Source organism: Streptomyces sp. NPDC096193 (assembly GCF_040302905.1).
Lineage (GTDB): Bacteria > Actinomycetota > Actinomycetes > Streptomycetales > Streptomycetaceae > Streptomyces.
On the sequence record NZ_JBEOSJ010000019.1, the window covers coordinates 45,747 to 68,413 of the forward strand.

At 71.3% G+C, this 22,667-nt stretch carries 24 protein-coding genes and 1 pseudogene; 5 read left to right on the plus strand and 20 right to left on the minus strand.

Annotation, left to right across the window (positions count from 1 at the left end; translation table 11 throughout):
- Window positions 1-26: 26 nt before the first annotated feature.
- Window positions 27-1,256 (minus strand): pyroglutamyl-peptidase I, encoded by a 1,230-nt coding sequence (locus ABTX78_RS25165; protein WP_502993956.1) that lies wholly within the window; start codon window positions 1,254-1,256, stop codon window positions 27-29.
- A 463-nt stretch (window positions 1,257-1,719) separates the two neighbouring features.
- Window positions 1,720-2,628, minus strand: a complete 909-nt coding sequence (locus tag ABTX78_RS25170; protein ID WP_352209059.1) for an SGNH/GDSL hydrolase family protein — start codon at window positions 2,626-2,628, stop codon at window positions 1,720-1,722.
- Window positions 2,629-2,888: 260 nt separating this feature from the next.
- Here ABTX78_RS25170 and ABTX78_RS25175 point away from each other — a divergent pair, with 260 nt between their 5' ends.
- Window positions 2,889-3,383 (plus strand): DUF3145 domain-containing protein, encoded by a 495-nt coding sequence (locus tag ABTX78_RS25175; protein WP_352209060.1) that lies wholly within the window; start codon window positions 2,889-2,891, stop codon window positions 3,381-3,383.
- Between the two features lie 113 nt (window positions 3,384-3,496).
- On the opposite strand, the gene ABTX78_RS25180 is transcribed toward ABTX78_RS25175, so the two are convergent.
- From ABTX78_RS25180 to ABTX78_RS25200, 5 genes are all read right to left on the minus strand, one after another.
- The gene (locus ABTX78_RS25180) at window positions 3,497-4,759 is read right to left on the minus strand and encodes a beta-ketoacyl-[acyl-carrier-protein] synthase family protein (protein ID WP_352209061.1); all 1,263 of its coding nucleotides are present in this window, start codon (window positions 4,757-4,759) and stop codon (window positions 3,497-3,499) included.
- Between the two features lie 78 nt (window positions 4,760-4,837).
- On the minus strand, window positions 4,838-5,086 hold the full coding sequence (locus tag ABTX78_RS25185) for an acyl carrier protein (RefSeq protein WP_352209062.1): 249 nt from the start codon (window positions 5,084-5,086) through the stop codon (window positions 4,838-4,840).
- A gap of 62 nt (window positions 5,087-5,148) precedes the next feature.
- Window positions 5,149-6,180: a ketoacyl-ACP synthase III gene (locus ABTX78_RS25190; protein WP_352209063.1), complete on the minus strand. Its 1,032-nt coding sequence runs from the start codon at window positions 6,178-6,180 to the stop codon at window positions 5,149-5,151.
- A gap of 16 nt (window positions 6,181-6,196) precedes the next feature.
- Window positions 6,197-7,114 carry an ACP S-malonyltransferase gene (locus tag ABTX78_RS25195; RefSeq protein WP_352209149.1) on the minus strand — a complete coding sequence of 306 codons (918 nt, stop codon included), beginning with the start codon at window positions 7,112-7,114 and terminating at the stop codon, window positions 6,197-6,199.
- A gap of 89 nt (window positions 7,115-7,203) precedes the next feature.
- Complete coding sequence (locus tag ABTX78_RS25200; RefSeq protein WP_352209064.1) at window positions 7,204-8,388, minus strand: PucR family transcriptional regulator; 1,185 nt, start codon at window positions 8,386-8,388, stop codon at window positions 7,204-7,206.
- 92 nt (window positions 8,389-8,480) lie between these two features.
- Between ABTX78_RS25200 and ABTX78_RS25205 the strand changes: the two genes are divergently transcribed.
- Window positions 8,481-9,137 (plus strand): pirin family protein, encoded by a 657-nt coding sequence (locus tag ABTX78_RS25205; protein ID WP_352209065.1) that lies wholly within the window; start codon window positions 8,481-8,483, stop codon window positions 9,135-9,137.
- Window positions 9,138-9,347: 210 nt separating this feature from the next.
- Here ABTX78_RS25205 and ABTX78_RS25210 read toward each other — a convergent pair whose 3' ends face one another.
- Together ABTX78_RS25210 and ABTX78_RS25215 are read right to left on the minus strand one after the other, a co-directional pair.
- Window positions 9,348-9,611: a DUF397 domain-containing protein gene (locus tag ABTX78_RS25210; RefSeq protein ID WP_352209066.1), complete on the minus strand. Its 264-nt coding sequence runs from the start codon at window positions 9,609-9,611 to the stop codon at window positions 9,348-9,350.
- The gene (locus tag ABTX78_RS25215) at window positions 9,595-10,419 is read right to left on the minus strand and encodes a helix-turn-helix domain-containing protein (RefSeq protein ID WP_352209067.1); all 825 of its coding nucleotides are present in this window, start codon (window positions 10,417-10,419) and stop codon (window positions 9,595-9,597) included. The genes ABTX78_RS25210 and ABTX78_RS25215 overlap by 17 nt, the downstream gene beginning before the upstream one ends.
- Before the next feature lie 82 nt (window positions 10,420-10,501).
- Between ABTX78_RS25215 and ABTX78_RS25220 the strand changes: the two genes are divergently transcribed.
- Window positions 10,502-10,972 (plus strand): ATP-binding protein, encoded by a 471-nt coding sequence (locus tag ABTX78_RS25220; protein WP_352209068.1) that lies wholly within the window; start codon window positions 10,502-10,504, stop codon window positions 10,970-10,972.
- On the opposite strand, the gene ABTX78_RS25225 is transcribed toward ABTX78_RS25220, so the two are convergent.
- The 4 genes and pseudogenes from ABTX78_RS25225 to ABTX78_RS25240 all read right to left on the minus strand — a co-directional run bounded on the left by ABTX78_RS25225 (window position 10,938) and on the right by ABTX78_RS25240 (window position 13,146).
- The gene (locus ABTX78_RS25225) at window positions 10,938-11,753 is read right to left on the minus strand and encodes a serine hydrolase domain-containing protein (protein WP_352209069.1); all 816 of its coding nucleotides are present in this window, start codon (window positions 11,751-11,753) and stop codon (window positions 10,938-10,940) included. The two genes, ABTX78_RS25220 and ABTX78_RS25225, sit on opposite strands and share 35 nt — an antisense overlap.
- Window positions 11,754-11,798: 45 nt before the next feature.
- Window positions 11,799-11,921: a hypothetical protein gene (locus ABTX78_RS25230; RefSeq protein ID WP_352209070.1), complete on the minus strand. Its 123-nt coding sequence runs from the start codon at window positions 11,919-11,921 to the stop codon at window positions 11,799-11,801.
- Window positions 11,922-11,980: 59 nt separating this feature from the next.
- Window positions 11,981-12,466 (minus strand): annotated as a pseudogene (locus ABTX78_RS25235) (DUF1275 family protein); the annotation flags it as partial.
- A 218-nt stretch (window positions 12,467-12,684) separates the two neighbouring features.
- Window positions 12,685-13,146 carry a GNAT family N-acetyltransferase gene (locus ABTX78_RS25240; RefSeq protein WP_352209071.1) on the minus strand — a complete coding sequence of 154 codons (462 nt, stop codon included), beginning with the start codon at window positions 13,144-13,146 and terminating at the stop codon, window positions 12,685-12,687.
- Between the two features lie 84 nt (window positions 13,147-13,230).
- On the opposite strand from ABTX78_RS25240, the gene ABTX78_RS25245 reads away from it, so the two are divergent.
- The gene (locus ABTX78_RS25245; RefSeq protein WP_352209072.1) at window positions 13,231-13,686 is read left to right on the plus strand and encodes a MerR family transcriptional regulator; all 456 of its coding nucleotides are present in this window, start codon (window positions 13,231-13,233) and stop codon (window positions 13,684-13,686) included.
- Window positions 13,687-13,692: 6 nt separating this feature from the next.
- Window positions 13,693-14,709 (plus strand): aldo/keto reductase, encoded by a 1,017-nt coding sequence (locus ABTX78_RS25250; protein ID WP_352209073.1) that lies wholly within the window; start codon window positions 13,693-13,695, stop codon window positions 14,707-14,709.
- Between the two features lie 25 nt (window positions 14,710-14,734).
- Here ABTX78_RS25250 and ABTX78_RS25255 read toward each other — a convergent pair whose 3' ends face one another.
- The 7 genes from ABTX78_RS25255 to ABTX78_RS25285 form a co-directional block, all read right to left on the minus strand.
- Window positions 14,735-15,925 (minus strand): acyltransferase family protein, encoded by a 1,191-nt coding sequence (locus ABTX78_RS25255; protein WP_352209074.1) that lies wholly within the window; start codon window positions 15,923-15,925, stop codon window positions 14,735-14,737.
- Window positions 15,922-16,983, minus strand: a complete 1,062-nt coding sequence (locus ABTX78_RS25260; RefSeq protein WP_352209075.1) for an alpha/beta hydrolase — start codon at window positions 16,981-16,983, stop codon at window positions 15,922-15,924. The genes ABTX78_RS25255 and ABTX78_RS25260 overlap by 4 nt, the downstream gene beginning before the upstream one ends.
- A gap of 489 nt (window positions 16,984-17,472) precedes the next feature.
- Window positions 17,473-18,156, minus strand: coding sequence for a response regulator (locus ABTX78_RS25265; RefSeq protein WP_352209076.1), 684 nt, complete (start codon window positions 18,154-18,156; stop codon window positions 17,473-17,475).
- A complete protein-coding gene (locus tag ABTX78_RS25270) occupies window positions 18,153-19,472 on the minus strand; it encodes a sensor histidine kinase (protein WP_352209077.1) in 1,320 nt (439 codons plus the stop codon). The genes ABTX78_RS25265 and ABTX78_RS25270 overlap by 4 nt, the downstream gene beginning before the upstream one ends.
- A 100-nt stretch (window positions 19,473-19,572) precedes the next feature.
- Window positions 19,573-20,439, minus strand: a complete 867-nt coding sequence (locus ABTX78_RS25275; protein ID WP_352209078.1) for a DUF4429 domain-containing protein — start codon at window positions 20,437-20,439, stop codon at window positions 19,573-19,575.
- A 75-nt stretch (window positions 20,440-20,514) separates the two neighbouring features.
- Window positions 20,515-21,726, minus strand: coding sequence for an alpha/beta hydrolase (locus ABTX78_RS25280; RefSeq protein ID WP_352209079.1), 1,212 nt, complete (start codon window positions 21,724-21,726; stop codon window positions 20,515-20,517).
- 222 nt (window positions 21,727-21,948) lie between these two features.
- Window positions 21,949-22,626: a TetR family transcriptional regulator gene (locus ABTX78_RS25285; RefSeq protein ID WP_352209080.1), complete on the minus strand. Its 678-nt coding sequence runs from the start codon at window positions 22,624-22,626 to the stop codon at window positions 21,949-21,951.
- Window positions 22,627-22,667: the final 41 nt, after the last annotated feature.

Consider the following 22,667-nt stretch of genomic DNA (forward strand, 5'->3'; position numbering starts at 1 on the left):
GGGGAGGGGGCCCCTTCAGGAGGACATCAGGAGGCGCCGGCCGCGACCCGGATGATCTCCCGCACCTGCGCGATGATCTCCAGCCGGTTCTTCACGAACACCGGGTCCGTGATCTCCGTCGTGTTGCCCGCGTCGAACTGGAGGACCGGGGTGTGCACATGCCCGCCGGGGATCTTCAGCCCCAGCCTGTCCCGCAGCAGCGTCGCCCGGTAGGCGATCTCGTTCGAGAGGTAGTCGCCGCCGCCGCCCGCCCGCGCGGTCGAGCCCGGTGTCGGGCCGTCCGGCCGGGCCACGGGCGTCGTGGAGCCGGCCGGGATCTCGGTGACCGCCGTGTTGTCGAAGACCGGGAAGGGTCCGGTCTTCGCGGCCACGATCGCCGTGTACGGCAGGGTCGTCGTCGTCCACTGCGGCTGCGTCGCCGGATCGCTCACCGGCACCGTCTCGGTGCGCGAGACGTTCAGGTTGTCGCCGAAGCCTCCCCGCCACGCCCCGTTGGTCCGCTCGATGTCGATCCGGCCCACGCGCCCCTGGCTGACCGTGGTGAACAGGTCCGCCTTCGGCAGCTGCGCGCGCAGGGTGCGCTCGACCGTGCCGTCCGCGAAGTCCTGCCAGCGCACCGGGTAGACCGCCGTCTCGATACGGGCCGGGCCGTCCGCCGTACGGATCCACGTCCCGTCCAGCGCGAGCGCCGTCGCCCCGGACGGGTTGCTGATGCGGATGTCCCGGTCGAGCGTGAAGGGGTCGAAGCCCGTCATCACGATGCGCTTGACGTTCTTGGCCGCCGGGAGGTTCATCGAGTCCTGGCCGCGCGAGGAGCGCTCCAACCGGTCGAGGAGCCGGTCTCGCTGAGCCGTCGTCAGCCCGAAGTCGGGCTCCCACTGCCCGAGTTCCCGTGTCATCGCGAGCCGCGCCCAGTACAGCGGCCGGTCGTCGTCCCGGCTCAGGTCGCCGCGCACCGGACCCCGCCCCTGCGCCCGGTCGACTGCGCGGTCCCACAGCGAGGAGGCGTGCCGTACGACGGCCCGCTCGGCCTGCCGGTACGACCGCGCGTGGCCGAGCGCCCCGGCGAACTGCGGTGCCACCGTGTCGAATCCGCTGCGCCGCAGAATCTCCTGCGGCACCGCCCGGTCCAGCCGGGCCTCCTCCACGGTGACCGCCGCGGGAGCGGGTTCGGCGGCGACGAGCGGCGGAGCCGCGAGGGCGAGGGTCAGGGCGGCGGCGCCAACTATGGTCACTCGCGCACGTATCCGGGACACGGCATTCCTTCCGGCGGGGGTCGCGGAAATACCACCACAGGAGTGCTGCCCTGGCTACCGCCTCATTCCGGCCGCACCGGCCCCAACAGTCGCAGAGACTCCCGAACGCCCCCGGCCCGTCCTTGCGACCTCGCCCGCCGAAGCCCGGCTGCCGGCCGCTCAGGACATGCGGCCGCTCCCCGGTCCCCGGACGATCGGGCCGAGGTGCGGGCCGGGCAGCGGACGGGCCGCTCCGGTACGGGTCCGGCGCAGGTCCGTCCGTCCATCGTGTCCGCCAACACCAACGACACGGTCCACGCGATCGCCGAACGAGCGGCAGAAATGGTCCGGGCAGGTGCGTGACCGGGCCGGCGCGTGCGGGCCCGGCCGGGGAGTTCGCCGTCGACGCCCGCCGTAAGGAACGTGCTCGGCGGCCCCCGCGCGCAGTCCGGCCGTCCTCCGCGAGGCCGGGGTCCCCGACCGGTCAGACCGGCGGACGCACCGCGGTGATGTTGCGGTACGCGATCTCGGCGAGCCGCTCCTGACCGTTCTTGCTCGGGTGGAACCAGTCCCACCGGCTCAACTGGTCGCCGCTGAACCGGTAGTCGAAGACGGCCCCGCCGTCGTAACGGCAGCGCCTGTCCTTGGCGCACACGTCCCTCAGCACGCCGTTGTACGCCTTCACCCGGTCCTGTACCTCGGTCCGACGCTGCTGCGCCTGCACACTCTCGTCCTCGGCGTCGCCCAGCATCGTGGCGCAGATCCCCAGCTTCCAGATCTGCCGGCCCAGCGGATTGGCCCGCCCGGTCGACCACAGCCGCTTCAGGTCGGGCACGCTGGAGACGTAGACCTGGGACTTGGGCGCGGAGCGCCGCAGTTCCCGCAGCGCTCCGGTGAAGGACGTACGGAACTCCTCGACCGGCGTCATGCTCGCCGTGGTGTCCGCGCAGGCGTCGTTCGCGCCGACCATCACCGTCACCAGTTCCGGCTTCCTGGCCGCCGCCCGGGTCATCTGCGCGGGCAGATCGGAGACCTCCGCGCCGGAACGGGCGTAGTTCCAGGCGCGCTCGGCGACGGCGGGCGCGCCCATCAGCCGCAGCGCGAGGCTGTTCACCGTGGCGTCGGAGCCGGTCGCCCAGGACACCTCGGGACAGTCGGAGAGCACCACACAGGCGTCGAAGCCCCGGGTGATGGAGTCGCCCACGGCGGCGATCGAGTCCGGGCTGCGGTCCCACACAGGGGTGGGTGAGGGCCGCCGTTTGGCGGGTGAGCCGTTCGCCCGATTGTCCGACGAGGAGTCACATCCGGTCAGGACGCCGGTCGACAGGAGCACGACGGCCGTCAGTGCCGCCGCCGCTGTACGCACACGGCGGCCTCGTACGGTCTCGCGCATCCCCGTTTCCCCTCCGTATCACCCGTACATGGCGTCCTCGCGGGTGAAAGCTTGGTGCGTACGGCCCCCAGGACCGACATTACGTCACCCCTCGGCCGCCCGCTCGCGGTAGCTTTTCCCCGTCGACCAGAGGCCGCGTGCCCATCGGCCCCGGTAAATTACATCACGTCACATGGTGTCCCTTTTGTGGAGATTAACTCCTGATGCTGTTTACTGAGGCCGCTGGGAATGGCGATCCTCGTCCCACTCTGGAGGTCCCGGTGACGACACGTGGCGTTCTGTACGTTCACTCAAGCCCCCGTGCACTGTGCCCGCACGTCGAATGGGCGGTCGCGGGTGTACTCGGTGTACGGGTCCAGCTCGACTGGATCAGACAGCCCGCATCCCCCGGCACCTGGAGAGCCGAGTTCTCCTGGCGGGGCGAGGTGGGAACCGCCTCGAAGCTGGCGTCCGCGCTGCGGGGCTGGCAGCTGCTGCGCTTCGAGGTGACGGCCGAGCCGTGCGCGAAGGCGGAGGGCGAGCGGTACAGCGCCACGCCCGACCTCGGCATCTTCCACGCCGTCACCGGCATGCACGGCGACATCCTGATCCCCGAGGACCGGCTGCGGGCGGCGCTCGCGCGATCCGTCCAGGGTGAGACGGATCTGGAGGCGGAGATCGCGAAGCTGCTGGGCAAGCCGTGGGACGACGAGCTGGAGCCGTTCCGGTACGCGGGCGAGGGCGCCCCGGTCCGCTGGCTGCACCAGGTGGTCTGAGCCCGCAGCGCACCCGTCCGCGCGGGAGAGCGCCCCGCGCAACCGTCCGCGCACGAGAACGACCGAGGCCCGGCCCCCCGAGGGGGGCCGGGCCTCTTGGTTGTGACGGGCGGTCAGACCGTACGGAACGCCAGGACCACGTTGTGGCCGCCGAAGCCGAACGAGTTGTTGATCGCCGCGATCGTGCCCTCCGGGAGCGCACGCGGCTCGCCGCGCACGATGTCCGCGTCCACCGCCTCGTCCAGGTCGTCGACGTTGATCGTCGGCGGGGCCGTGCGGTGGTACAGCGCCAGGACCGTCGCGACGGTCTCGATGCCGCCGGCGCCGCCCAGCAGGTGACCGGTCATCGACTTCGTGGCGGACACCGCCACATGGTCGAGGTCCGCGCCGAGGACCTGGCGCAGCGCCTTGACCTCGGCCACGTCGCCCTGCGGCGTCGAGGTGGCGTGCGCGTTCAGGTGCACGACCTCCGCGGGCTTGAGGTCCGTCGTCTCCAGCAGGTTGCGCATGGCGGCGGCGATACCGCGGCCCGTCGGCTCCGGCTGCGCGATGTGGTGGCTGTCCGCGGATAGACCCTGGCCCAGCACCTCGCAGTAGACCTTGGCGCCACGCTTCGCGGCGTGCTCCGCCGATTCGAGGATGACGACGCCGGCGCCCTCACCGAGGACGAAGCCGTCGCGGGCCGTGTCGTACGGACGCGACGCCTTCTCCGGCTCGTCGTTGTTCTTGGACATCGCCATCATGTTGGCGAACGCGGCGACCGGCAGCGGGTGGATCGCCGCCTCGGTGCCGCCGGCCACGACCACGTCGGCGCGGCCGGTGCGGATCATCTCCACCGCGTAGCCGATCGCCTCGGCGCCGGACGCACACGCGGACACCGGGGTGTGCACGCCCGCCTGGGCGTTCACCTCCAGGCCGACGTTGGCGGAGGGCCCGTTGGGCATGAGCATGGGCACGGTGTGCGGGGAGACGCGGCGTACGCCCTTCTCCTTGAGCACGTCGTACTGGTCCAGCAGAGTCGTTACGCCGCCGATGCCGGAGGCGATCACGGTGCCCAGCCTGGCGGGGGCGATGCTCTCGTCCTCGCCCGCCTGAGCGGTGAAGCCGGCGTCCGCCCATGCCTCGCGGGCCGCGATCACCGCGAACTGCGCGGAGCGGTCCAGCTTGCGGGCGAGCGGGCGCGGCAGGACCTCGCCGGGGTCGACTGCCGCGGGCGCGGCGATCCGGACCGGGAGTTCGGCGAAGCGTTCGCCTTCGAGCGGCTTCACTCCGGAGCGCCCGGCGAGCAGACCTTCCCAGGTCGATGCGCTGTCGCCACCCAACGGTGTGGTTGCGCCGATACCGGTGACGACCACGGTGCGATTGGTCGAGCTCACAGGAATTCTTTCTCCACGTGTAGGGGGTGCTGAATGTTCACGACGCCACGGTCAGGTGGCGACAGGCGCGTCTCAGGCTCAGGCCTGGTGCTTCGCGATGTAGTCCGCGGCGTCGCCGACGGTCTTCAGGTTCTTGACGTCGTCGTCCGGGATCTTGACGTCGAAGCGCTCTTCGGCGGCGACGACGACCTCGACCATGGACAGCGAGTCGACGTCCAGGTCGTCGGTGAAGGACTTGTCCAGCTGGACGTCCTCGACCGGGATGCCGGCGATCTCGTTGACGATCTCCGCGAGACCGGTGACGATCTCGTCCTGAGTGGCGGCCATGTGGCGCTCCTTCGGTGTGAATCAGAGGGTTGATCTGGGCGGTGCCCGGAAGATCCGGTTGCCTAGGGGAGGGTAACGACCGTGGCTGCGTAGACGAGACCCGCCCCGAAGCCGATGACGAGCGCCGTGTCGCCGCTCTTGGCCTGCCCGGTCGCCAAAAGCCGCTCCATGGCGAGCGGGATCGAGGCGGCCGAGGTGTTGCCGGTGGTCTCCACATCACGGGCGACCGTGACGTGCTCCGGCAGCTTGAGGGTCTTCACCATCGAATCGATGATCCGCATATTGGCCTGGTGCGGGATGAAGACGTCCAGGTCGGCCGAGGTGATCCCGGCCGCGTCCAGCGCCTGCTGGGCGACCTTCGCCATCTCGAACACGGCCCAGCGGAAGACCGCCTGGCCCTCCTGCGTGATGGCGGGGAACTTGATCTCGCCCTTGGAGTCGAGCGGCAGCTGCGACACGTCACCGATACGGAAACGGTCCCACGACACGGTCTGCTTGATCGTCCCGGCCTTGTCGCCCTCGGAACCCCAGACCGTCGGACCGATCTCCGGCTCCTCGGAAGGGCCCACGACGACCGCGCCCGCGCCGTCACCGAACAGGAAGGCCGTCGCGCGGTCCTCCAGGTCGGTCAGGTCGCTGAGCCGCTCCACGCCGATCACCAGGACGTACTGGGCGGAGCCTTCCACGACCATGCCCTTGGCGAGGGTCAGTCCGTAGCCGAAGCCGGCGCAGCCCGCGGAGATGTCGAAGGCCGCGGCCTTCGCCGTGCCGAGCCGGTCGGCGATCTCGGTGGCGATGGCCGGGGTCTGGCTGAAGTGCGAGACGGTCGAGACGACCACCGCGCCGACCTGCTCGGCGGTGATCCCCGCTTCCGCGATCGCCTTGCCGGACGCCTCGATCGACATCGCGGCGACGGTCTCCTCGTCGGAGGCCCAGTGCCGGGTCGCGATGCCGGAGCGGGAGCGGATCCACTCGTCGGAGGAGTCGATCGTCTCGAGGATCACCTCGTTCGGCACGATCCGGATGGGGCGGTAGCCGCCGACACCCATGATCCGCGCGTACGGGGCGCCCTTGCTGGGCTTGATCTTCGACATGCTCTACGGCTCCTTGTCAGGCTGCTGAGTGCTCGGCGACGAGCGTGCGGGCCGCGTCGAGATCGTCGGGGGTCTTGAGGGCAAGCGTCCGCACGCCCGGCAGCGCGCGCTTGGCCAGACCGGTGAGCGTGCCGCCGGGGCACACCTCGATCAGCGCCGTCACACCGCGCTCCTTGAACGTCTCCATGCACAGGTCCCAGCGGACCGGGTTGGCCACCTGGCCGACCAGCCGCTCGACGACCTCGCCGCCCGTGGTGACGACCGCGCCGTCGCGGTTGGAGACGTACGGCAGGGTCGGGTCGGAGACCGTGAGCGACTTCGCGGCCTCGGCGAGCTTGTCGACCGCAGGCGCCATGTGGAGCGTGTGGAAGGCGCCGGCGACCTGGAGGGCCACGACGCGGCGAACGCCCTCGGGCTTGTCCGCCTCGAGCGCGGCGAGTTGCTCCATCGTGCCGGCGGCCACGATCTGACCACCGCCGTTGACGTTCGCCGGGGTCAGTCCGAGCTTCTCCAGGTGCGGCACGGTGACCTCGGGGTCGCCCCCGAGCAGTGCCGACATACCGGTCTTGGTGATGGCCGCGGCATCCGCCATCGCCAGGCCGCGTGTCCGTACGAAACCGAGCGCGGCCGCGTCGTCGATGACGCCGGCGAACGCGGCAGCGGTGATCTCGCCGACGCTGTGGCCCGCGACGGCGCCGGGCGACACGTCACCGAGCGCGGACGCCGACAGCAGACCTGCGGCGACCAGCAGCGGCTGGGCGACGGCGGTGTCGCGGATCTCGTCCGCGTCGGCCTTCGTGCCGTAGTGGGCGAGGTCGAGTCCGATGGCCTCCGACCAGGCCGCGATGCGGTCGGCGGCGCCGGGGAGTTCGAGCCAGGGGGTCAGAAAGCCGGGCGTCTGAGCGCCTTGGCCGGGAGCGACGAGTACGAGCACCCTCACACTCTCTCTTGTATACGGCTCCGGACGCCCGTGGGGACAGGGACGAAGAACCGTCAGGGGAATTGTCGGTGTCCCACAAAAGTCTAGGACTGGGTATCCCCGTCGGCCAGACGCCCCAGGATGAGGGCGATCCGCAGTGTGAAAGCGGAGCGTACATCGGAGGGCGACCAGCCGGTGACGTCTGTCACACGTCGCAGCCGGTAGCGGACGGTGTTGGGGTGGACGAACAGCATCCGCGCCGCGCCTTCGAGGCTACTCGCCTGCTCCAGATAGACACTCAGAGTTTCCAGAAGTGCCGAGCCCGCTTCTTCCAGCGGTCTGTAGATCTCCTCCACCAACTGCACGCGAGCGGCGGGGTCGGAGGCGATCGCGCGCTCCGGCAGGAGATCGTCCGCGAGCACCGGGCGCGGCGCGTCCTGCCAGGCGGAACACGCCTTGAGGCCCGCGGCGGCGGCCTGGGCGGATCTGGTCGCGGCCAGCAGGTCGGGCACGACGGGCCCGGCGACCACCGGACCGGCGGCATAAGGCCCGATCAGAGCCTTGGCGACCTGGAGCGGGTTGTCGCTGCCGCCCGCGATGACGACGAGCCGGTCACCGAGCACGCCGGTCAGGACCTGGAGCTTGGCGTGCCGGGCCGCCCGGCGGATGGCCTCCACGGTCAGTTCGCTGTCACCGTCCGGCGCGGTGCCGAGGATGACGCACACATGCTCGGGCGAGTTCCAGCCGAGCGCCGCCGCGCGGGAGACGGCGCCCTCGTCGGCCTCCCCGGACAGCACGGCGTTGACCACGAGGGACTCCAACCGGGCGTCCCACGCGCCACGGGCCTCGGCGGCCTGCGCGTACACCTGGGCCGTCGCGAAGGCGATCTCGCGGGCGTAGACGAGGAGCGCCTCGCGCAGCACGGACTCGTCGCCCGGCGCGGCGACCTCCTCGATCGCCGTCTCCATGACCTCGATGGTGGTGCGCACCATTTCGACGGTCTGGCGCAGCGTGATGGCCCGGGTCAGCTCGCGCGGGGCGGTGCCGAAGACGTCGGTGGAGATGGCCTGCGGGGTCTCCGGGTGCCGGAACCACTCGGTGAACGCGGCGATACCGGCCTGGGCGACCAGGCCGATCCACGACCGGTTCTCGGGCGGCATCGCCCGGTACCACGGCAGCGTCTCGTCCATGCGTGCGATGGCGTTCGCGGCCAGCCGGCCGGAGGACTGCTCCAGTCGGCGCAGGGTCGCGGTGTGCGGATGAGGGGCGTTCGCTGCAGGTTCGGGCACGGGACAAGACTGCCTTATCAGGACGCGGGCGCTGAGTGGCGGGGTTCGTTGTCCTGCGCCGGGGGCCTTGGGAGCGCGGCTACCGTGGATCCGTGATTGACGTACGGCGCTCCGCCGACCGCTACCGCGGCGGCGCACCCGGATCGGGCATCGAATCCCTGCACGCCTTCTCCTTCGGGCGCCATTACGACCCCGACAACCTCCGCTTCGGCGCGATACTCGCCTGCAACGAGGAGCGGCTGCGACCCGGCGCCGGCTTCGACGAGCATCCGCACAGTCACACCGAGATCGTCACCTGGGTCGTCACGGGCGAGCTGACCCACCGCGACTCGCAGGGACACGCGACGGTCGTACGCCCTGGGGACGTCCAGCGGCTCAGCGCGGCGGGCGGGGTGCGGCACGTCGAGCGCAACGACGGCGACGAGGACCTGGTCTTCGTGCAGATGTGGCTCGCGCCGCTGGCACCGGGAGGGGACCCGTCGTACGAGATCGTCCACGGCATCGCCGACTCGACGCCGTACGCGCTGCCCGAGGCGGGCGCGATGCTGCATGTCCGCCGGCTGTCCGCCGGTGAACGCAGCGCGGTTCCGGATGCGGCGGCGGTGTACGTGCACGTGGTGCGCGGTGAAGTGCGGCTGGAGAAGGCGGAGTTGGGCCCGGGTGATTCGGCGCGGGTCACGGACGCCGAGGACTTGGAGCTCACGGCGGGGGAGGGGGCGGCGGAGGTCCTGGTCTGGGAACTGGGCTGAGCGGCGGGTCCGGCGCCCCTGAGGGCGTGTTCCGCGGCCACGGGTCGGCGGTGAGCGTCGCCGGCTCCCGTACGGCCGCACGGTCGCGGAGCCTGCCGCGTGTCTGGTGGAACGCGTCGGGCATGCCGCGCGCACCCGCGCCCGGCCTGCGCGCACGGCCTGCGGGATCAGGGCCTCGATGTCTCGGCATCCGGGGATGCTACGGGCCCGTCACAGGCTGCTGATGAACGACCGCCAGGCGTCGGCGCCGAGGACAAGGACGGGGCCGGTGGGGTTCTTGCTGTCCCGGACGGGGACGGCGGCGGGGCAGCCGTCGGCGACCTCGACGCATTCGCCACCGGTGTTGCCGCTGTAGCTGGACTTACGCCAGGTGGCGCCGCCGGTGACGGTGCACTCGACGCATTCGCCGCCGTTGGTGCCGCTGTAAGACGACTTACGCCACTGCGCTCCGGTCAGATCATGACTGGTCCCCATAGCGTTCCTCCATCACACGAGCGATCAATACAGCCGAGTCCTCGGGGGAGAGGGCTGTGGCCTGCAAGCGAGCGTAACCGACCGAACGCTCCCTGATCACTGGCGGATTGGCAGTCATGTGCCCCTGCTGATAGCTGTCCACGTACAGCAGATCGGGATCGTCGTCGAACCTGAGCAGAGTGAACGTGCCCATCATTCCTGTGTGCTGGCCGACGGTGAAGGGGAGCACCTGGATTTGCACCCACGGGTTCTGTCGGAAGTCCAACATGCGCGCCAGTTGCTTGCGCATGACCTCACGCCCACCGACCTCCTGGAGCAGTGCGGCTTCGCTCATCACGACCCAGAGAGCGGGAGGCTCCTCACGCCGCAGGATCCGCTGGCGTTCCAACCGTGCGGCAACCAACTCATCGACTCGGCAGGGATGGTCGACGCCGAGCAGCGCCCGCGCGTACTCCTTCGTCTGCAACAACCCGTACACCAACTGCGCCTGGTAGGTGGAGATGTACGCCGCCTTCGCCTCCATCTCCGCGTACGGCTGGAACCAGTTGGGCAGCTGGCTGCGCAGGACCAGGCCGGCCAGGCGGGAGAACACCCCGTCCGTGCCGAGGGCCGCGTCCACCCGTTCGGAGAAGTCGCGGGTGGGGACCTTCTTCGTCGTCTCGATCTGGCCGATGAGCGAGCCCGTGCAGAAGATGATCTCACCCAACTGGCCCTGTTTGAGCCCATGGGCCTCGCGCTGGCGGCGCAGTTCCCAGCCGTAGTAGTCGAGCGGCGAAGCGCTGGGGTCGAGTGACTGGATGTTGGCCACGGGGGCACCTCCGGCCTGCAACGCCTCGCGGCGTTCGTTCGGTTCGTAGCCGAGCGTAACCGCCGCATCGCACGCTGGTGACATGAATCACGTAACCGATCCGCAGGCGACCGAGACCGCCGCCCGGTACCGCACCGACTTCGCCGTGGCCGAGCACTCGGCCCGGCATCTGCGGCGCATCCTGCGGTCCTACCTCGGCGGCTCCGGGCTGCTCGGCGTGGCCGACGCCGCCGAGTTGGCGCTCACCGAGCTGATCGCCAACGTCGTACGGCATGTCCCCGGCCGCCGCTGCCGCACCTGCATCCTTCTGCGGGCCGACGGCGTGCGCGTGGAGGTGTCCGACGACTGCCCGAAGCTGCCCGAGCCGGCCGTGCCCGACGAACTGGCCGACGGTGGACGGGGGTTACTGCTGGTCGAGGCGGTCACCGACCGGTGGGGCGTGCAGCCGCACGCCGGCGGACAGGGCAAGACCGTGTGGTTCGAGTGTCTCACCTCACCGGACGACCGGCCGGGCAGGCTCAGCCGCGCAACTCCGCCAGGACCGCGTCCGTGAACGGCGGCCATGCCTCGATCGCCCACGGCCCGAACGGGCGGTCCGTGAGGACCACGCACGCCGCCTGCGCGTCCGGGTCGATCCAAAGGAACGTGCCTGCCTGGCCGAAGTGGCCGAAGGTGCGGGGCGAGGACGAACTACCCGTCCAGTGCGGTGACTTGCCGTCGCGGATCTCGAAACCGAGACCCCAGTCGTTCGGCTTCTGGTTCCCGTAGCCGGGCAGAATGCCCGACAGGCCCGGATGGACGACCGTCATCGCCTCCAGCACGGTCCGCGCGTCCAACAGCCGGGGCGCCTGCACTTCGGCGGCGAAGCGCACCAGGTCGTCCACGGTCGAGGTGCCGTCCTTCGCCGGGGAACCGTCGAGCGTCGTCGCCGTCATCCCCAGCGGCTCCAGCACCGCCTGGCGCAGATACTCCGGGAAGGGGATCTCGGTGGCCTTGGCGACATGGTCGGCGAGCTGCTCGAAGCCGGCGTTGGAGTAGATCCGGCGTGTGCCGGGCGCCGAGGTCTGCTTGTGCTCGTCGAAGGCGAGCCCGGAGGTGTGGGCGAGCAGATGGCGCACCGTGGACCCCTCGGGCCCCGCAGGCTCGTCGAGTTCGACCGCGCCCTCCTCGTACGCCACGAGCACCGCATAGGCGGCGAGCGGCTTGGTGACCGACGCGAGCGGGAAGCGCTGCGCGACCGGGCCGTGCGAGCCGGCGACGGTTCCGTCCGCTCGGACGACGGAGGCCGCCGCGGTCGGTACGGGCCAGTTCTCGATCTTCGCCAGGCTCTGCATGTCTGCGAGCCTAGCCGCGTGTCCGCCGGGGCCGCCGGGCGGGCGTCACACCGACCGCCCGGCGACCGTTTCCGCGTCCCCGGGGGACAGCAGCAGACCGGAGGCCGCGATGAGCGCCACCACGCCCGACAGCACGAACAGCGCGCGCGAGGGACCCCAGGGCACCATCGCGTGCCGGCCAGCCCGCCCAGGAACATGCCCGCGACGGTGGCGACGGGCCGGACGAACCGGATCTCCCGCCCTCTCGACGCCGTCGTGCCGGGGACCAGCAGGGTGCCGATCAGGGTCACCAGCGGGATCTGGATGAGCAGCGTCGTCATCCCGGTGATCGGGGCCCGCACCACCCCGATGTTGCGGAGACCCATCGCCAGGGCGACCGGCCCGATCACGGCGTAGCGCTGCCCGGAGGACACGGAACCGTCCCCGGGCCAGCCGAGGGCCACCACCGCCGCCACGGCAAGCAGGACCGCTTCGGCCGCCAGCGTATGGGGGAGCCAGAACGGGCGACGCCGGCGGAGCAGTCTGATCAGCGCGCTGCCGCAGACCACACCGAGGACGAACGCGGCCGGCGACACGGTCGAGGGGACGGCCGACGGGATGTCGCTCGTGCCGCCGAGGGCGAAGGCAAGGAACAGCAGGTTCCCGGTCGCCAGCGCGGTGAAGACATGGCCGAGGACCAGGAAACTGAGGGCGTCGACCGCACCCGTCGTCATGGACAGGAGGGACAGGGCCCCCGAGCACGGCCCGCTCCCGGAAGTCCGTCAACGCGGACCGGGCCCGAGGAGCCGCCGCGGCATCGGATCATCGTGCACGGCTGGCTCCTGACGGGGTCTCCGGTCGCGCCCCGGCTCCTGTGCCGTGGCCTCCCGATCTTGCCCCGGCCGGGCCGTACCGCCGGGGACGACACCGTGTGCCCGCCCCCCCGGCAGCCCTAAAGGGTGAGCCGCATCGCGGGATCGGGGGTCCGGGCGAAGCCCAGCGAGGTGTAGAGCGGCTCGCCCTCGGAGGAGGCCCGCAGGTCGATCTTGCGTACGCCGCGCTCCTGGAACCAGGCCAGCAGCGCCTCCATACAGGCGCGGGAGTGGCCGCGCCTGCGCATGTCCGCGTCGGTGGCGACACTGAAGACGTAGCCGCTCACACCCTCCGGGTTGCCGGGTCCGCCGAGCCGGTGCTCAATGATGCCGACGGCGCAGGCCGCGAGCCCGTCCGGCCGGTCGACGACGAACGCCGTCAGATCGCCGTCCGGCTCGGCGAGCCGGGCCCGCAGGGTCGCGACGGCCGCGGGCTGCCAGCTGACGTCGGGGTTCGGGCCGTGGCACGAGTCCTGCATGACCTTGCGGAGGCGGACCAGCTCCAGGGCGTCTTCGGCGGTTGCGCGACGGGCGGCAGTCATGGGGCGACGCTAGTTCGGTCACCGGGAAATCTGCCATCGGATTCTGCTTGCCTGGAGTGCACTCGAAGGTTTTAGCGTGGAGGTATGACGCTGATCGAGAGCACTCCCGTACGGACGGATATCTGCAAAGCGGCTCCCCGCGCGCATCCGCGCCCCGAGGGGCAGGACCGCTACACGATCAGCGAGGTCGCCGCCTTCACCGGACTCACCGCGCACACCCTGCGCTGGTACGAGCGGATCGGGCTGATGCCGCATGTCGACAGGTCGCACACCGGACAGCGGCGCTTCAGCAATCGCGACCTCGACTGGCTCGCCTTCGTCGGCAAGCTGCGGCTGACGGGAATGCCGGTCGCGGACATGGTCCGGTACGCCGAGATGGTGCGGGCCGGCGAGGAGACCTTCGATGCCCGGCAGGAACTGCTGGAGCAGACCCGGCGCGACGTCCTCGCGCGGATCGCGGAACTCCAGGACACCCTCGCCGTGCTGGACCACAAGATCGAGTTCTACGCGGGCGCCCACCGGGCGCCGGAGAGGGGCTGAACCCTGATGAGCACCACCAAGATCGAACAGGTTCGCCTCGGGGCCGAGGGCCCGCTGGTCGGCGTGCAGGGCCTGGGCTGCATGGGCATGAGCGAGTTCTACGGCGACACCGACGAGACGGCCGCCCGCGACACCCTGGAAGCGGCGCTGGAAGGAGGTGTCACGCTCTTCGACACGGCCGATGTGTACGGGCGGGGCGCCAACGAGGAGTTCCTCGCGCCCTTCTTCGGCGCGCACCGCGACGAGATAACCCTGGCCACCAAGTTCGCCATCGAGCGGACCGACGACCCGCAGTACCGGGCTGTGCGCAATGACCCCGCGTACATCCGCCAGGCCGTCGACGCGAGCCTGACGCGGCTGAAGACCGAGGTGATCGACCTGTACTACATGCACCGCCGCGACCCGGGCGTACCGCTCGCCGAGTCCGTCGGCGCGATGGCCGAACTCGTCGCCGCGGGCAAGGTCAGGCACCTCGGACTGAGCGAGGTCACCGGACCCGAACTGCGCGAGGCGCATGCCGTGCACCCGATCGCCGCCCTCCAGTCGGAGTGGTCGCTGTTCAGCCGGGACGTGGAGCGCAGCGCGGTGGGTGCGGCGGCCGAGCTGGGTGTCGCGCTGGTGCCGTACTCGCCGCTCGGACGCGGATTCCTGACGGGCGCCTTCGCCGACGCCGCGAAGGAGCTGTCGCAGAGCGACTTCCGCCAGTACCAGCCCCGGTTCACCGGGGACAACGCCCGGAACAACGCGGCGCTGCTCGAACCGGTCCGCAAGATCGCCGAGGCGCGCGGCGCGACCCTCGGACAGGTGGCACTGGCCTGGGTGCAGCAGCAGTCCCGGGTGCACGGGCTGCCCGTGGTCCCGATCCCGGGCACCCGCAAGGCATCCCGGCTCCAGGAGAACCTCGGGGCGACACGGCTGACGCTCACCGACGAGGAACTGGCCCAGCTGGAGCCGATCGCCGGCCAGGTGGCGGGGGACCGCTACCCGGACATGTCGTCGACCTCGGCGGCGCGCGAGGTCTGACCCTCCTCGCGTGCGCCTTCGCCGGCTACGCGAGGCCCAGAGCGAACACGGCGAAGCCCGCCGCGAGCAGCCCCGCTGCCGCGCGGCGGGCTCTCGTCGTCTTGGTCCACGGCGCCTCGAACCGGCGCGCGTACCGGCCGATGAGGACCAGCAGACCGGCGAACAGCGGCAGCCAGGCAAGCCGGGCGAGGATCCAGCCGAGCGAGTCGGGCGTGGTCGTCAGACCGGGCACGGCACCGGCGAACGATGCCGGGACCGCCGCCGCTAGCATCGCCGTCTGGTGCCAGCACAGGATCGTCATCGCCGACAGGTTGACGACCACGACCGGGGCCCAGAGCGCGGGCCGCGTCAGCAGCCGGGCGATCCGGTCGCGCAGCAGGATCGCGGCGCCGCTCTGGGCCGAGGCCAGGGCGAGCACCAGCAACGACGGCGGATGGGAGTTGGTGCGGGTCTCGCCCGGCACACCGACCATCGACGCCGGGTAGTCGAAGACGAGCAGCAGCACGGTGAAGAGCGCCGCACCGCCGACGAGCAGGACCCGGGCGTGCCGGTGGCCCAGGCGTCCCTCGCCCCAGCTGACCCCGAGTTGGTACGCGAAGAGCCAGCCCGGAAGGATGTTGAGGACGCTCAGCCAGGACGGCACGGCGTCGGCGTACGGCCCGTAACGCAGGACGTCCACGACGGCGACACTCGCGAGCAGCGGGGCCGCCGCCCATGCGCCGAGGCGGCGGGCGAGGCGCACGCAGCACGGGGTCAGCGCCGTCACCACGGTGTAGACGCCGACGAACCACAGGGGTTGGACGACCAGCGTCGAGCCGGTGCGCAGTGTCGTGCCGGGCACGCCGAGCCCGTACAGGACGGGGATCATCGCGGCCCAGACGGCCGTGACTCCGAGCACCGGCCGTCCGAGGCGGGCGATGCGCTGCTTGAGCCACTGGGCGGTGGAGCCCGGGCGGCGGTGGTACGAGAGCACGGACGCGTAGCCGCCGACCAGGAAGAAGATGCCGAGCATCTGCAGCACCCAGCTGACCGGGGCGAAGAAGCCGAAGGCGGTGAGTGGGCTGGCGTTGTGCAGGGCGCCGTCGGCGTCGAGGGTGAAGCCGCCGAGCAGCCAGTGGCCGGTCGGCACGGCGAGCAGGGCGCACGCTCGCAGCCCGTCAACGGCACGGTCGCGGTGGGCGGGCGTGCGGGCCTCGATCTTCTCGGCGAGTCTCATCGGACGTCTCCTTCGTGCCCTGCGGACGCCGCACGGCCGGTGGCGATGGCGGCGAAGTGCCGGAGCGAGTCGGTGCCGGGGGCGAAGTAGCCGGTGTGCCCCTCGGCCCGCTCGGCGGGAACACGGCGTGCGCCGAAGGCGGGTGACGCGGGGTCGTTGCCGTGGCCGAGCCCGAGGAGTTCGACGTGGGGGACCTTGGAGATCCAGTCGGACGTGTCCTTGGCGGCCCACACCCGGGCGTCGGTGCGCAGTTCGCGGACGGAGTCGGCGCGCATCCCGGGGGAGCCGAGCACGACGATGTCGGCGGCGTGCAGATCACGCGCGGCGAGACCGCAGACGACGGAGCCGTAGCTGTGGCAGAACAGGCTCGGCCGCGGGGCGTGGACCGCCGCCAGCCCGTCGGCGAAGCGGGTCAGGCGTACGGCGCCGGCCTCGGCCAGCTCGCCGGTGGCGGCGTCCAGCCCGACACCGACGGGGGTGGTGTAGCCGGTCCACGCGATGACGGCGGTGCCGGGGTCCGTGGCCGCCCGGAGGGACGTGGCCATCCCGGCGGGCGTGCCGTACGGGTCCTTGGTGCGGTCGAAGGTCCCGGCGTCCGTGTCGGACCCGGGCACGATCACCGACACATGACGAGCGTGCTCCAGGTCGCCGTAGACCTCGGCGACCTGGCCGCGGCCGCGGGGGTCGAAGGCGAGTATCTGCCGCCCGGGTGCCGCCAGCCGTTCGAGTGGAGTGCCGCGCAGAGCACGGGAGTTGGCGGCGTAGCGCAGGGCGACGGGTGCGCCGTCCAGATTGCCGACGACGAGCGGGTGGCGGTGCGCGAGACGCTGCCGGGCGGCGGGGTCCACCGTGCGGAAGAAATCCGCCACTTGGGCGGGCTCGGAGGTGGCGGGGTCGGGCAGGGCGCGACCGAGGGAGCGGTCGGCGGTCCACGCGGCGGTCCCGGGCGGCGGACCGGTGACCGGCCGCTGCGCGCTCCCGGAGGCCCATCCGGCGGTCCCGGCGACGACGGTCGTCGTCAACGCAACAGCCACCAGGGTTCGTTTGTAGCGGCGCATGCTCCCGCCCTTCCTCTTGCTCGTCCGTCTGCGTGACGGAGGGAAGGTAGGAAGGGGATGGGTGAGGGGGCGTCACCCCGGGGAGCCAGGTCGAAGGTGCTACCGGGGTATGAGCGGGCGGAGACCGGCGGCGCGGCGGGCTGGTGCGGGAACAGGGCGACGCGCAGGCCCGGGAACGGGTGGATGCACATGCTCAGGAGCGGGCCGCAGGATGCACCTGCACGCGCAGGGCCCGGGAACGGGTGGATGCACAGGCTCCGAGCCGGTCACCGGAGACATGCGTGCGCGCAGGCCCGGACAGGCGGATGCCCGGGCTCAGGTGCCGGTCACCGGAGACATGCGTGCGCGCAGGCCCGGACAGGCGGATGCCCGGGCTCAGGTGCCGGCCACCGGAGACATGCGTGCGCGCAGGCCCGGACAGGCGGATGCCCGGGCTCAGGTGCCGGCCACCGGATGCACCTGCACGCGCAGGCCCGGCAACACGCAGACTCAGGAGCCGGCCGCGCCGGGCCGGACCAGGCCCGATTCGTACGCGAAGATCACTGCCTGCGCCCGGTCCCGCAGCGCCAGTTTCGACAGGACCCTGCCGATGTGCGTCTTCACCGTCTGCTCCGCCAGCACCAGATGCGCCGCGATCTCCTGGTTGGACAGACCGCGCGCGATCAGTTCCAGGACCTCCGTCTCGCGCGGGGTCAGACCGTTCAGCCGCAGGGAGGGGTCCTTCCGCGGCGCCTGCCGCTGGGAGGCGAACTCGGCGATCAGCCGGCGGGTGACCGAGGGAGCCAGCAGCGCCTCGCCCGCCGCCACCACCCGTACCGCAGCGATCAGATCGGCCGGGGGCGCGTCCTTCAGCAGGAATCCGGAGGCACCCGCGCGCAGCGCCTCGTACACATAGTCGTCCACGTCGAAGGTGGTCAGCATCAGCACCTTGGGCACATGCACCACTCCCACCGGCGGGTGGAGGATCGCGCGGGCCGCCGCCAGGCCGTCCATCCCCGGCATCCGGACGTCCATCAGCACCACGTCGGGGTGCGTGGAGCGCGCCACGTCCACCCCCGCGCGGCCGTCCGGCGCATCGCCGACCACGTCGATGTCGGACTGCGCGGCCAGCAGCGCGGCGAAGCCCGCCCGCACCATGGCCTGGTCGTCGACGATGATCACACGGATGGTCACGACGGGTCCTCCGAGGTGGGGGGAGCGGCCAGCGGAAGCCGCGCGGCCACCCGGAATCCGCCGTCCGGCAGGGGGCCGGTGTCCAGTGTGCCGCCGGTCAGCCGTACGCGTTCCCGCATGCCGACCAGACCGTGTCCAGTGCCGGTGGTCTCCAGCGGTGACGTGCGTTCCCTGGCCGGGAGGTTGACGACCAGCACGGTCAGATCCGTGCCGTCGGACGTCACCGAGACCCGCGTCGGCGCCCCGGGCGCGTGCCGCACCACATTGGCGAGTGCCTCCTGCACGATGCGGTACGCCGACAGGTCGACCGCCTGCGGCACCGGATCGCCCGGCACTTCGAGGGCCAACTCCACCGGTACGCCCGCCCGTACGGTCGCCTCGACCAGTTGCTGCACCCGGTCGAGCCCCGGCTGCGGCGTCAGTTCGCCCTCCGTACCCTCGCTGCGCAGCACCGTCAGCAGCCGGCGCATCTCCGTCAGCGACTCACGGGCGCCCGCGGCGATCGCCCCGAACTCCTCACGCGCCGCGTCGGTCAGGCCCTCGATGCGATACGGCGCGGAGTCGGCCTGCACCGTGATCAGCGACATGTGATGGGCGACGACGTCGTGCAGCTCACGTGCGATCCGGGCCCGCTCCTCCAGCACCGTGCGCTGCGCGCGTTCCGCCTCGCTGATGGTCTCCTGCGCGACCAGCCGGCGCTGTGCGTCGCCGCGTTCACGCAGCGCGCCCGTGACGACCAGCACCACCCCGCTCAGGACGAAGAGCAGCAGATGGATTCCGTCGCTGCGGTCCTGCGAGATCAGTTCGAACAGCCAGCCCACGGCTCCGGTCGTCAGCCAGACGGCCAGCAGCGTACGGCGCGGCTCCCGCAGCCCGAGGCAGGCCATCAGGACGAGGTAGCCGACGACCACCATCGGGGTCCACGGCCAGCTCCGGTCCACGGTCCCGGCGGGGCCCATCAGCGCGAACGCGCCGGCGACATCCGCCGCGGCCACGATCCACCACGCCTGGAGCGGGCGGGTGAGGGCCAGTAGCAGCGGCACGGTCTGGGCGGTGGCCAGCGCTCCGGCGACCGCTGCGTTCAGCCGGTAGTCGTTGACGAGCACATTGACCGTGACCGGCAGCAGGCTCACGACGAACGCGAGCACGACCACGTACGGGGTCAGCCGCAGCCACCGTTTCCCGACCGAGCCGAAGAGCGGGGCGGTGGACGACGACGGCGTACGGAGGTCGGCGGCGAGGAGACGAAGATTGTCCTGGGCGCCGCGCAACGCCCTGGAGCGTCGCGAGGCGGAGGACCGGGGAGACTGGGACATGGCCTGATCAGCGTAGGCAGACCGGCCGGCCGGCGGCGTCATACCCGGGGGCCGGGCGCGGTGTCATACCCCGGTATGACACCACCGCCCTCCGGCGCGCTTACAGCTCCGCCAGCAGCTGCGCCTTCTTCGAGCTGAACTCCTCGTCCGTCACCAGACCCGCCAGATGCAGTTCGCCCAGGTGCCGGATCCGCTCGGCGATGTCCGCGGGGTCGCGACGGCACGCCTGCATCGCCATCGCGGGAGGCGAGCCGGAGTTCTGCACGGATTCGAGGACCGCCGCCGCGAACGGCAGGGACTCGTGCACCTGCCCCTTGTTCAGCCCGAACATCAGCGCGCTGGGGTCCTTGTCGAGCGCAGGCCGCACCGTGTCGTCGACCGGCGGATTCGCGCGCCGGACGACCCGCAGATATCCGTCGAGGGCTTCGGGCGTGCGCCACTCGACCCCGCTCAGCTCGTCGACGGGGAAACTCTGGTCGCCCGCCTTCCACTTGGCGGACGACGCACCCGCCCACGACCAGCGGAAGTCGACTCGGGAGCCGTCGAAGGAGGCTTTGCCGTCGTACGCCTTGAAGTTCAGGGGCGCGCTGGGCGCGGCCACGGCGTACCGGTCGACGGGGCGGTCCGCGTCCGATGGCAGCACGGCCCGCAACTCGTCGGCGTAGTACTCGGCGAGGGTCTCGCGCTCGGCAGGCAGCACCAGACGGTACGGATCGCACGCTTCCTTCAACTGCCCGGCCGCTGCCTCCATCAGAGGATCGGCGCCGGGTCTGGGTGCCGCATGCAGCACCACCGTTCCCCGCTTGCCCGGGGAAAGTGTCACCGACGCCAGCGCTTCGTGAGGGATACGGCGTTCGCGGAGCGTCTGGAACAGCTTCGGCGCGCGGAGTCCCCGTTCGAAGCGGATGATCACGGAGTCGGTCTCGAACTCCCACGTGGCTTGAATTCCGGCCAGTTCGTCACCCATACGCCTCATCGTAGGCGGCGGGCGCCCGCACGTCTTCCCTCGGTGCCGAGCCCGATTGACGAAGTTCTACGCGCGTCAGACCGCTTTTTCACCGTAGATACCACTGCGGCATGTGTCATCGGCGCTCGCGCAGGTGACACCGTCGAACGAACCGACGCCGATCTCCGCGAAGTTGGTGATGCTCTCCGTGCCCGGCTCGAAATAGCCGGTGTGGCCGACAGCGTCCGCCGCCGACATCACGCGCGCCCCGAACGCCGGTGCCACCGGGTCCTCGCCGTGCCCCAGTCCGCCGACCGCCAGATGCGGCACGTCCTGGATCCAGTCGTCGCTGTCGCGCATCGCCCACACCCGGGCGCGGGTGTGCAGCGCCGCCGCGTTCTCGGCGCGCATGCCCGGGCTGCCGGCCACCGCGATGTCGGTGACGCGCTCGGGCAGTTGACGTGCGGCGACGCCGCAGACGACGGATCCGTAGCTGTGGCAGAAGAGGGCGACGCGGGCCGGGCCGGGCAGGGCTTCGGTGAGCGCCGTCAGCCGGACGGCACCGCTCTCCGCCAGCCTGCCTATGGCCGAGTCCACGCCGAGCCCGGCCGGGGCGGTGTAGTCGGCCCAGGCGATGACTGCCGTACGCGCCCGGGGAGAGGCCGCCCGCTCGGCGGCGTACAGCGACTTGGCCATGCCGACCGGCGCCGCGTACCTGCGGGCGGTCCGCTGGAAGGTGAGCAGATTGGTGTCCACGCCGGGGACGATCACGGACACGCGTTCGGCGCGGTTCAGATCACCGAACACCTCGGCGACCTTGCCGGGTCCGGACGGGTCGAAGGCGAGGATCTGCCGCTCGGGGTCCATGAGGGACTCGAAGCGGTTCACCCGGCGGGTGGCCGTGCGCCGGCCGTCCGCGGTGAGGTCGGCGGTGGCGACGCGTTTGCGTTCGACTTCCAGGGCGCGCGCCAGGCCCTTGCGGTTCGCCCGATAACGCAGAGCGACCGGAGCGCCGTTGAGATTGCCGACCACGTACGGGTACTCGTCGGCGAGCCGCATGCGCTCCGCACCCCGCAGCGAGGCGAAGAAGGCCGTGAGCTTCTTCGGTGACGAGTCGGTGCCGGGCAGGGCCCGGGCTCCTATACGCGCCTTGCCCCAGCCGCTGAGCTCGGCCTCGTAGATGTCACGAGGGCCGCCCTGATGCCGTACGGCCGTCCAGCCGGTGGTCGCCAGCATCAGGAACACGACCGTGAGCGCGAGGAAAGCGCGCACGGTGATGGGGGTGGGGGTGGCGTCGAAGGAAGTCACTGAGAGACACCCTAGGAGAAGCCGGCGGCGGCTCGCGAAGACCGTGAGGCAGATCACGTGTTCAAAACGTCATTACGGGGAAGAGCGGTGACTTGAGCCACGCCGGGGCGCGCACTCCGGCGTGTCAGCGACCCGCTTCACCACCCCGCGTCGACATGGCGACCCGTCACACGCCGTTGCCAGGCGCATGCGCGGTCCGCCTTGTCGCTCCTGCCCGCCTCGTCACTCCGCCTCGGCACCCCGTGCCGTCGCCTCCGGGGCCGGTTCCGTCCGCCAGTCGTCGGCCAGCGCCGGCTTCAGACGGTCCAGATAGGTCGCCGTGAGGCTGCGGATCGCCTCCGGGCTCCAGTCCTCGCCCTGGCCCCACAACCGCCCGGTGACGCGCATCACACCGCTGAGCGCCGCCACCGCCACCCGGGGGCGGGGGTCGGCGTCGACGTCCAGCCCCTCGCGCTCGGCGATCAGTTGGGCGATCGTCTCCTCCAGGTCCGCCGACCGGCGCAGATGCACCGCCAGCAGTGCGGGAGTCGACTCGATCATGAGATAGCCGCGCATGTGCAGTTCGACCGGGACGATCTCCGCGATCGCCTCGCCGATGGTGTTCCAGCCGTCGAGCACCGCGTTGCGCATCGCCTCGAACGGGCCTTCCTGCGCGGGCCGTTCGCGTACCGCCTCGATGAAGTGGGCCTCGACCACCTCCTGGACGGCGAAGGCGACCTCCTCCTTGCTGGTGAAGTACCGGAAGAAGGTGCGCTGGGAGACGTCGACGGTGTCCGCGATCTCGTCGACGGTCGTCTGCTCATACCCCTTCGTGGTGAACAGCTCCAGCGCGGCGCGCACCAGCGCGTCACGGGTGAGCTGCTTCTTGCGTGCGCGCAGTCCGGTCGGCTCGGCCGTCACTACCTGGGTCCTCTTTCCGACGCTTTCGACCAGCTCAGCCT

What these genes read in the sequence shown, in the direction of transcription:
- ABTX78_RS25170 (WP_352209059.1), bottom strand. Translation starts at nt 2,628, where the DNA reads ATGCGCGAGACCGTACGAGGCCGCCGTGTGCGTACAGCGGCGGCGGCA.
- ABTX78_RS25185 (WP_352209062.1), bottom strand. Translation starts at nt 5,086, where the DNA reads ATGGCCGCCACTCAGGACGAGATCGTCACCGGTCTCGCGGAGATCGTC.
- ABTX78_RS25190 (WP_352209063.1), bottom strand. Translation starts at nt 6,180, where the DNA reads ATGTCGAAGATCAAGCCCAGCAAGGGCGCCCCGTACGCGCGGATCATG.
- ABTX78_RS25210 (WP_352209066.1), bottom strand. Translation starts at nt 9,611, where the DNA reads ATGGGGACCAGTCATGATCTGACCGGAGCGCAGTGGCGTAAGTCGTCT.
- ABTX78_RS25220 (WP_352209068.1), top strand. Translation starts at nt 10,502, where the DNA reads ATGAATCACGTAACCGATCCGCAGGCGACCGAGACCGCCGCCCGGTAC.
- ABTX78_RS25225 (WP_352209069.1), bottom strand. Translation starts at nt 11,753, where the DNA reads ATGCAGAGCCTGGCGAAGATCGAGAACTGGCCCGTACCGACCGCGGCG.
- ABTX78_RS25230 (WP_352209070.1), bottom strand. Translation starts at nt 11,921, where the DNA reads ATGGTGCCCTGGGGTCCCTCGCGCGCGCTGTTCGTGCTGTCGGGCGTG.
- ABTX78_RS25240 (WP_352209071.1), bottom strand. Translation starts at nt 13,146, where the DNA reads ATGACTGCCGCCCGTCGCGCAACCGCCGAAGACGCCCTGGAGCTGGTC.
- ABTX78_RS25245 (WP_352209072.1), top strand. Translation starts at nt 13,231, where the DNA reads ATGACGCTGATCGAGAGCACTCCCGTACGGACGGATATCTGCAAAGCG.
- ABTX78_RS25250 (WP_352209073.1), top strand. Translation starts at nt 13,693, where the DNA reads ATGAGCACCACCAAGATCGAACAGGTTCGCCTCGGGGCCGAGGGCCCG.
- ABTX78_RS25255 (WP_352209074.1), bottom strand. Translation starts at nt 15,925, where the DNA reads ATGAGACTCGCCGAGAAGATCGAGGCCCGCACGCCCGCCCACCGCGAC.
- ABTX78_RS25260 (WP_352209075.1), bottom strand. Translation starts at nt 16,983, where the DNA reads ATGCGCCGCTACAAACGAACCCTGGTGGCTGTTGCGTTGACGACGACC.
- ABTX78_RS25270 (WP_352209077.1), bottom strand. Translation starts at nt 19,472, where the DNA reads ATGTCCCAGTCTCCCCGGTCCTCCGCCTCGCGACGCTCCAGGGCGTTG.
- ABTX78_RS25275 (WP_352209078.1), bottom strand. Translation starts at nt 20,439, where the DNA reads ATGGGTGACGAACTGGCCGGAATTCAAGCCACGTGGGAGTTCGAGACC.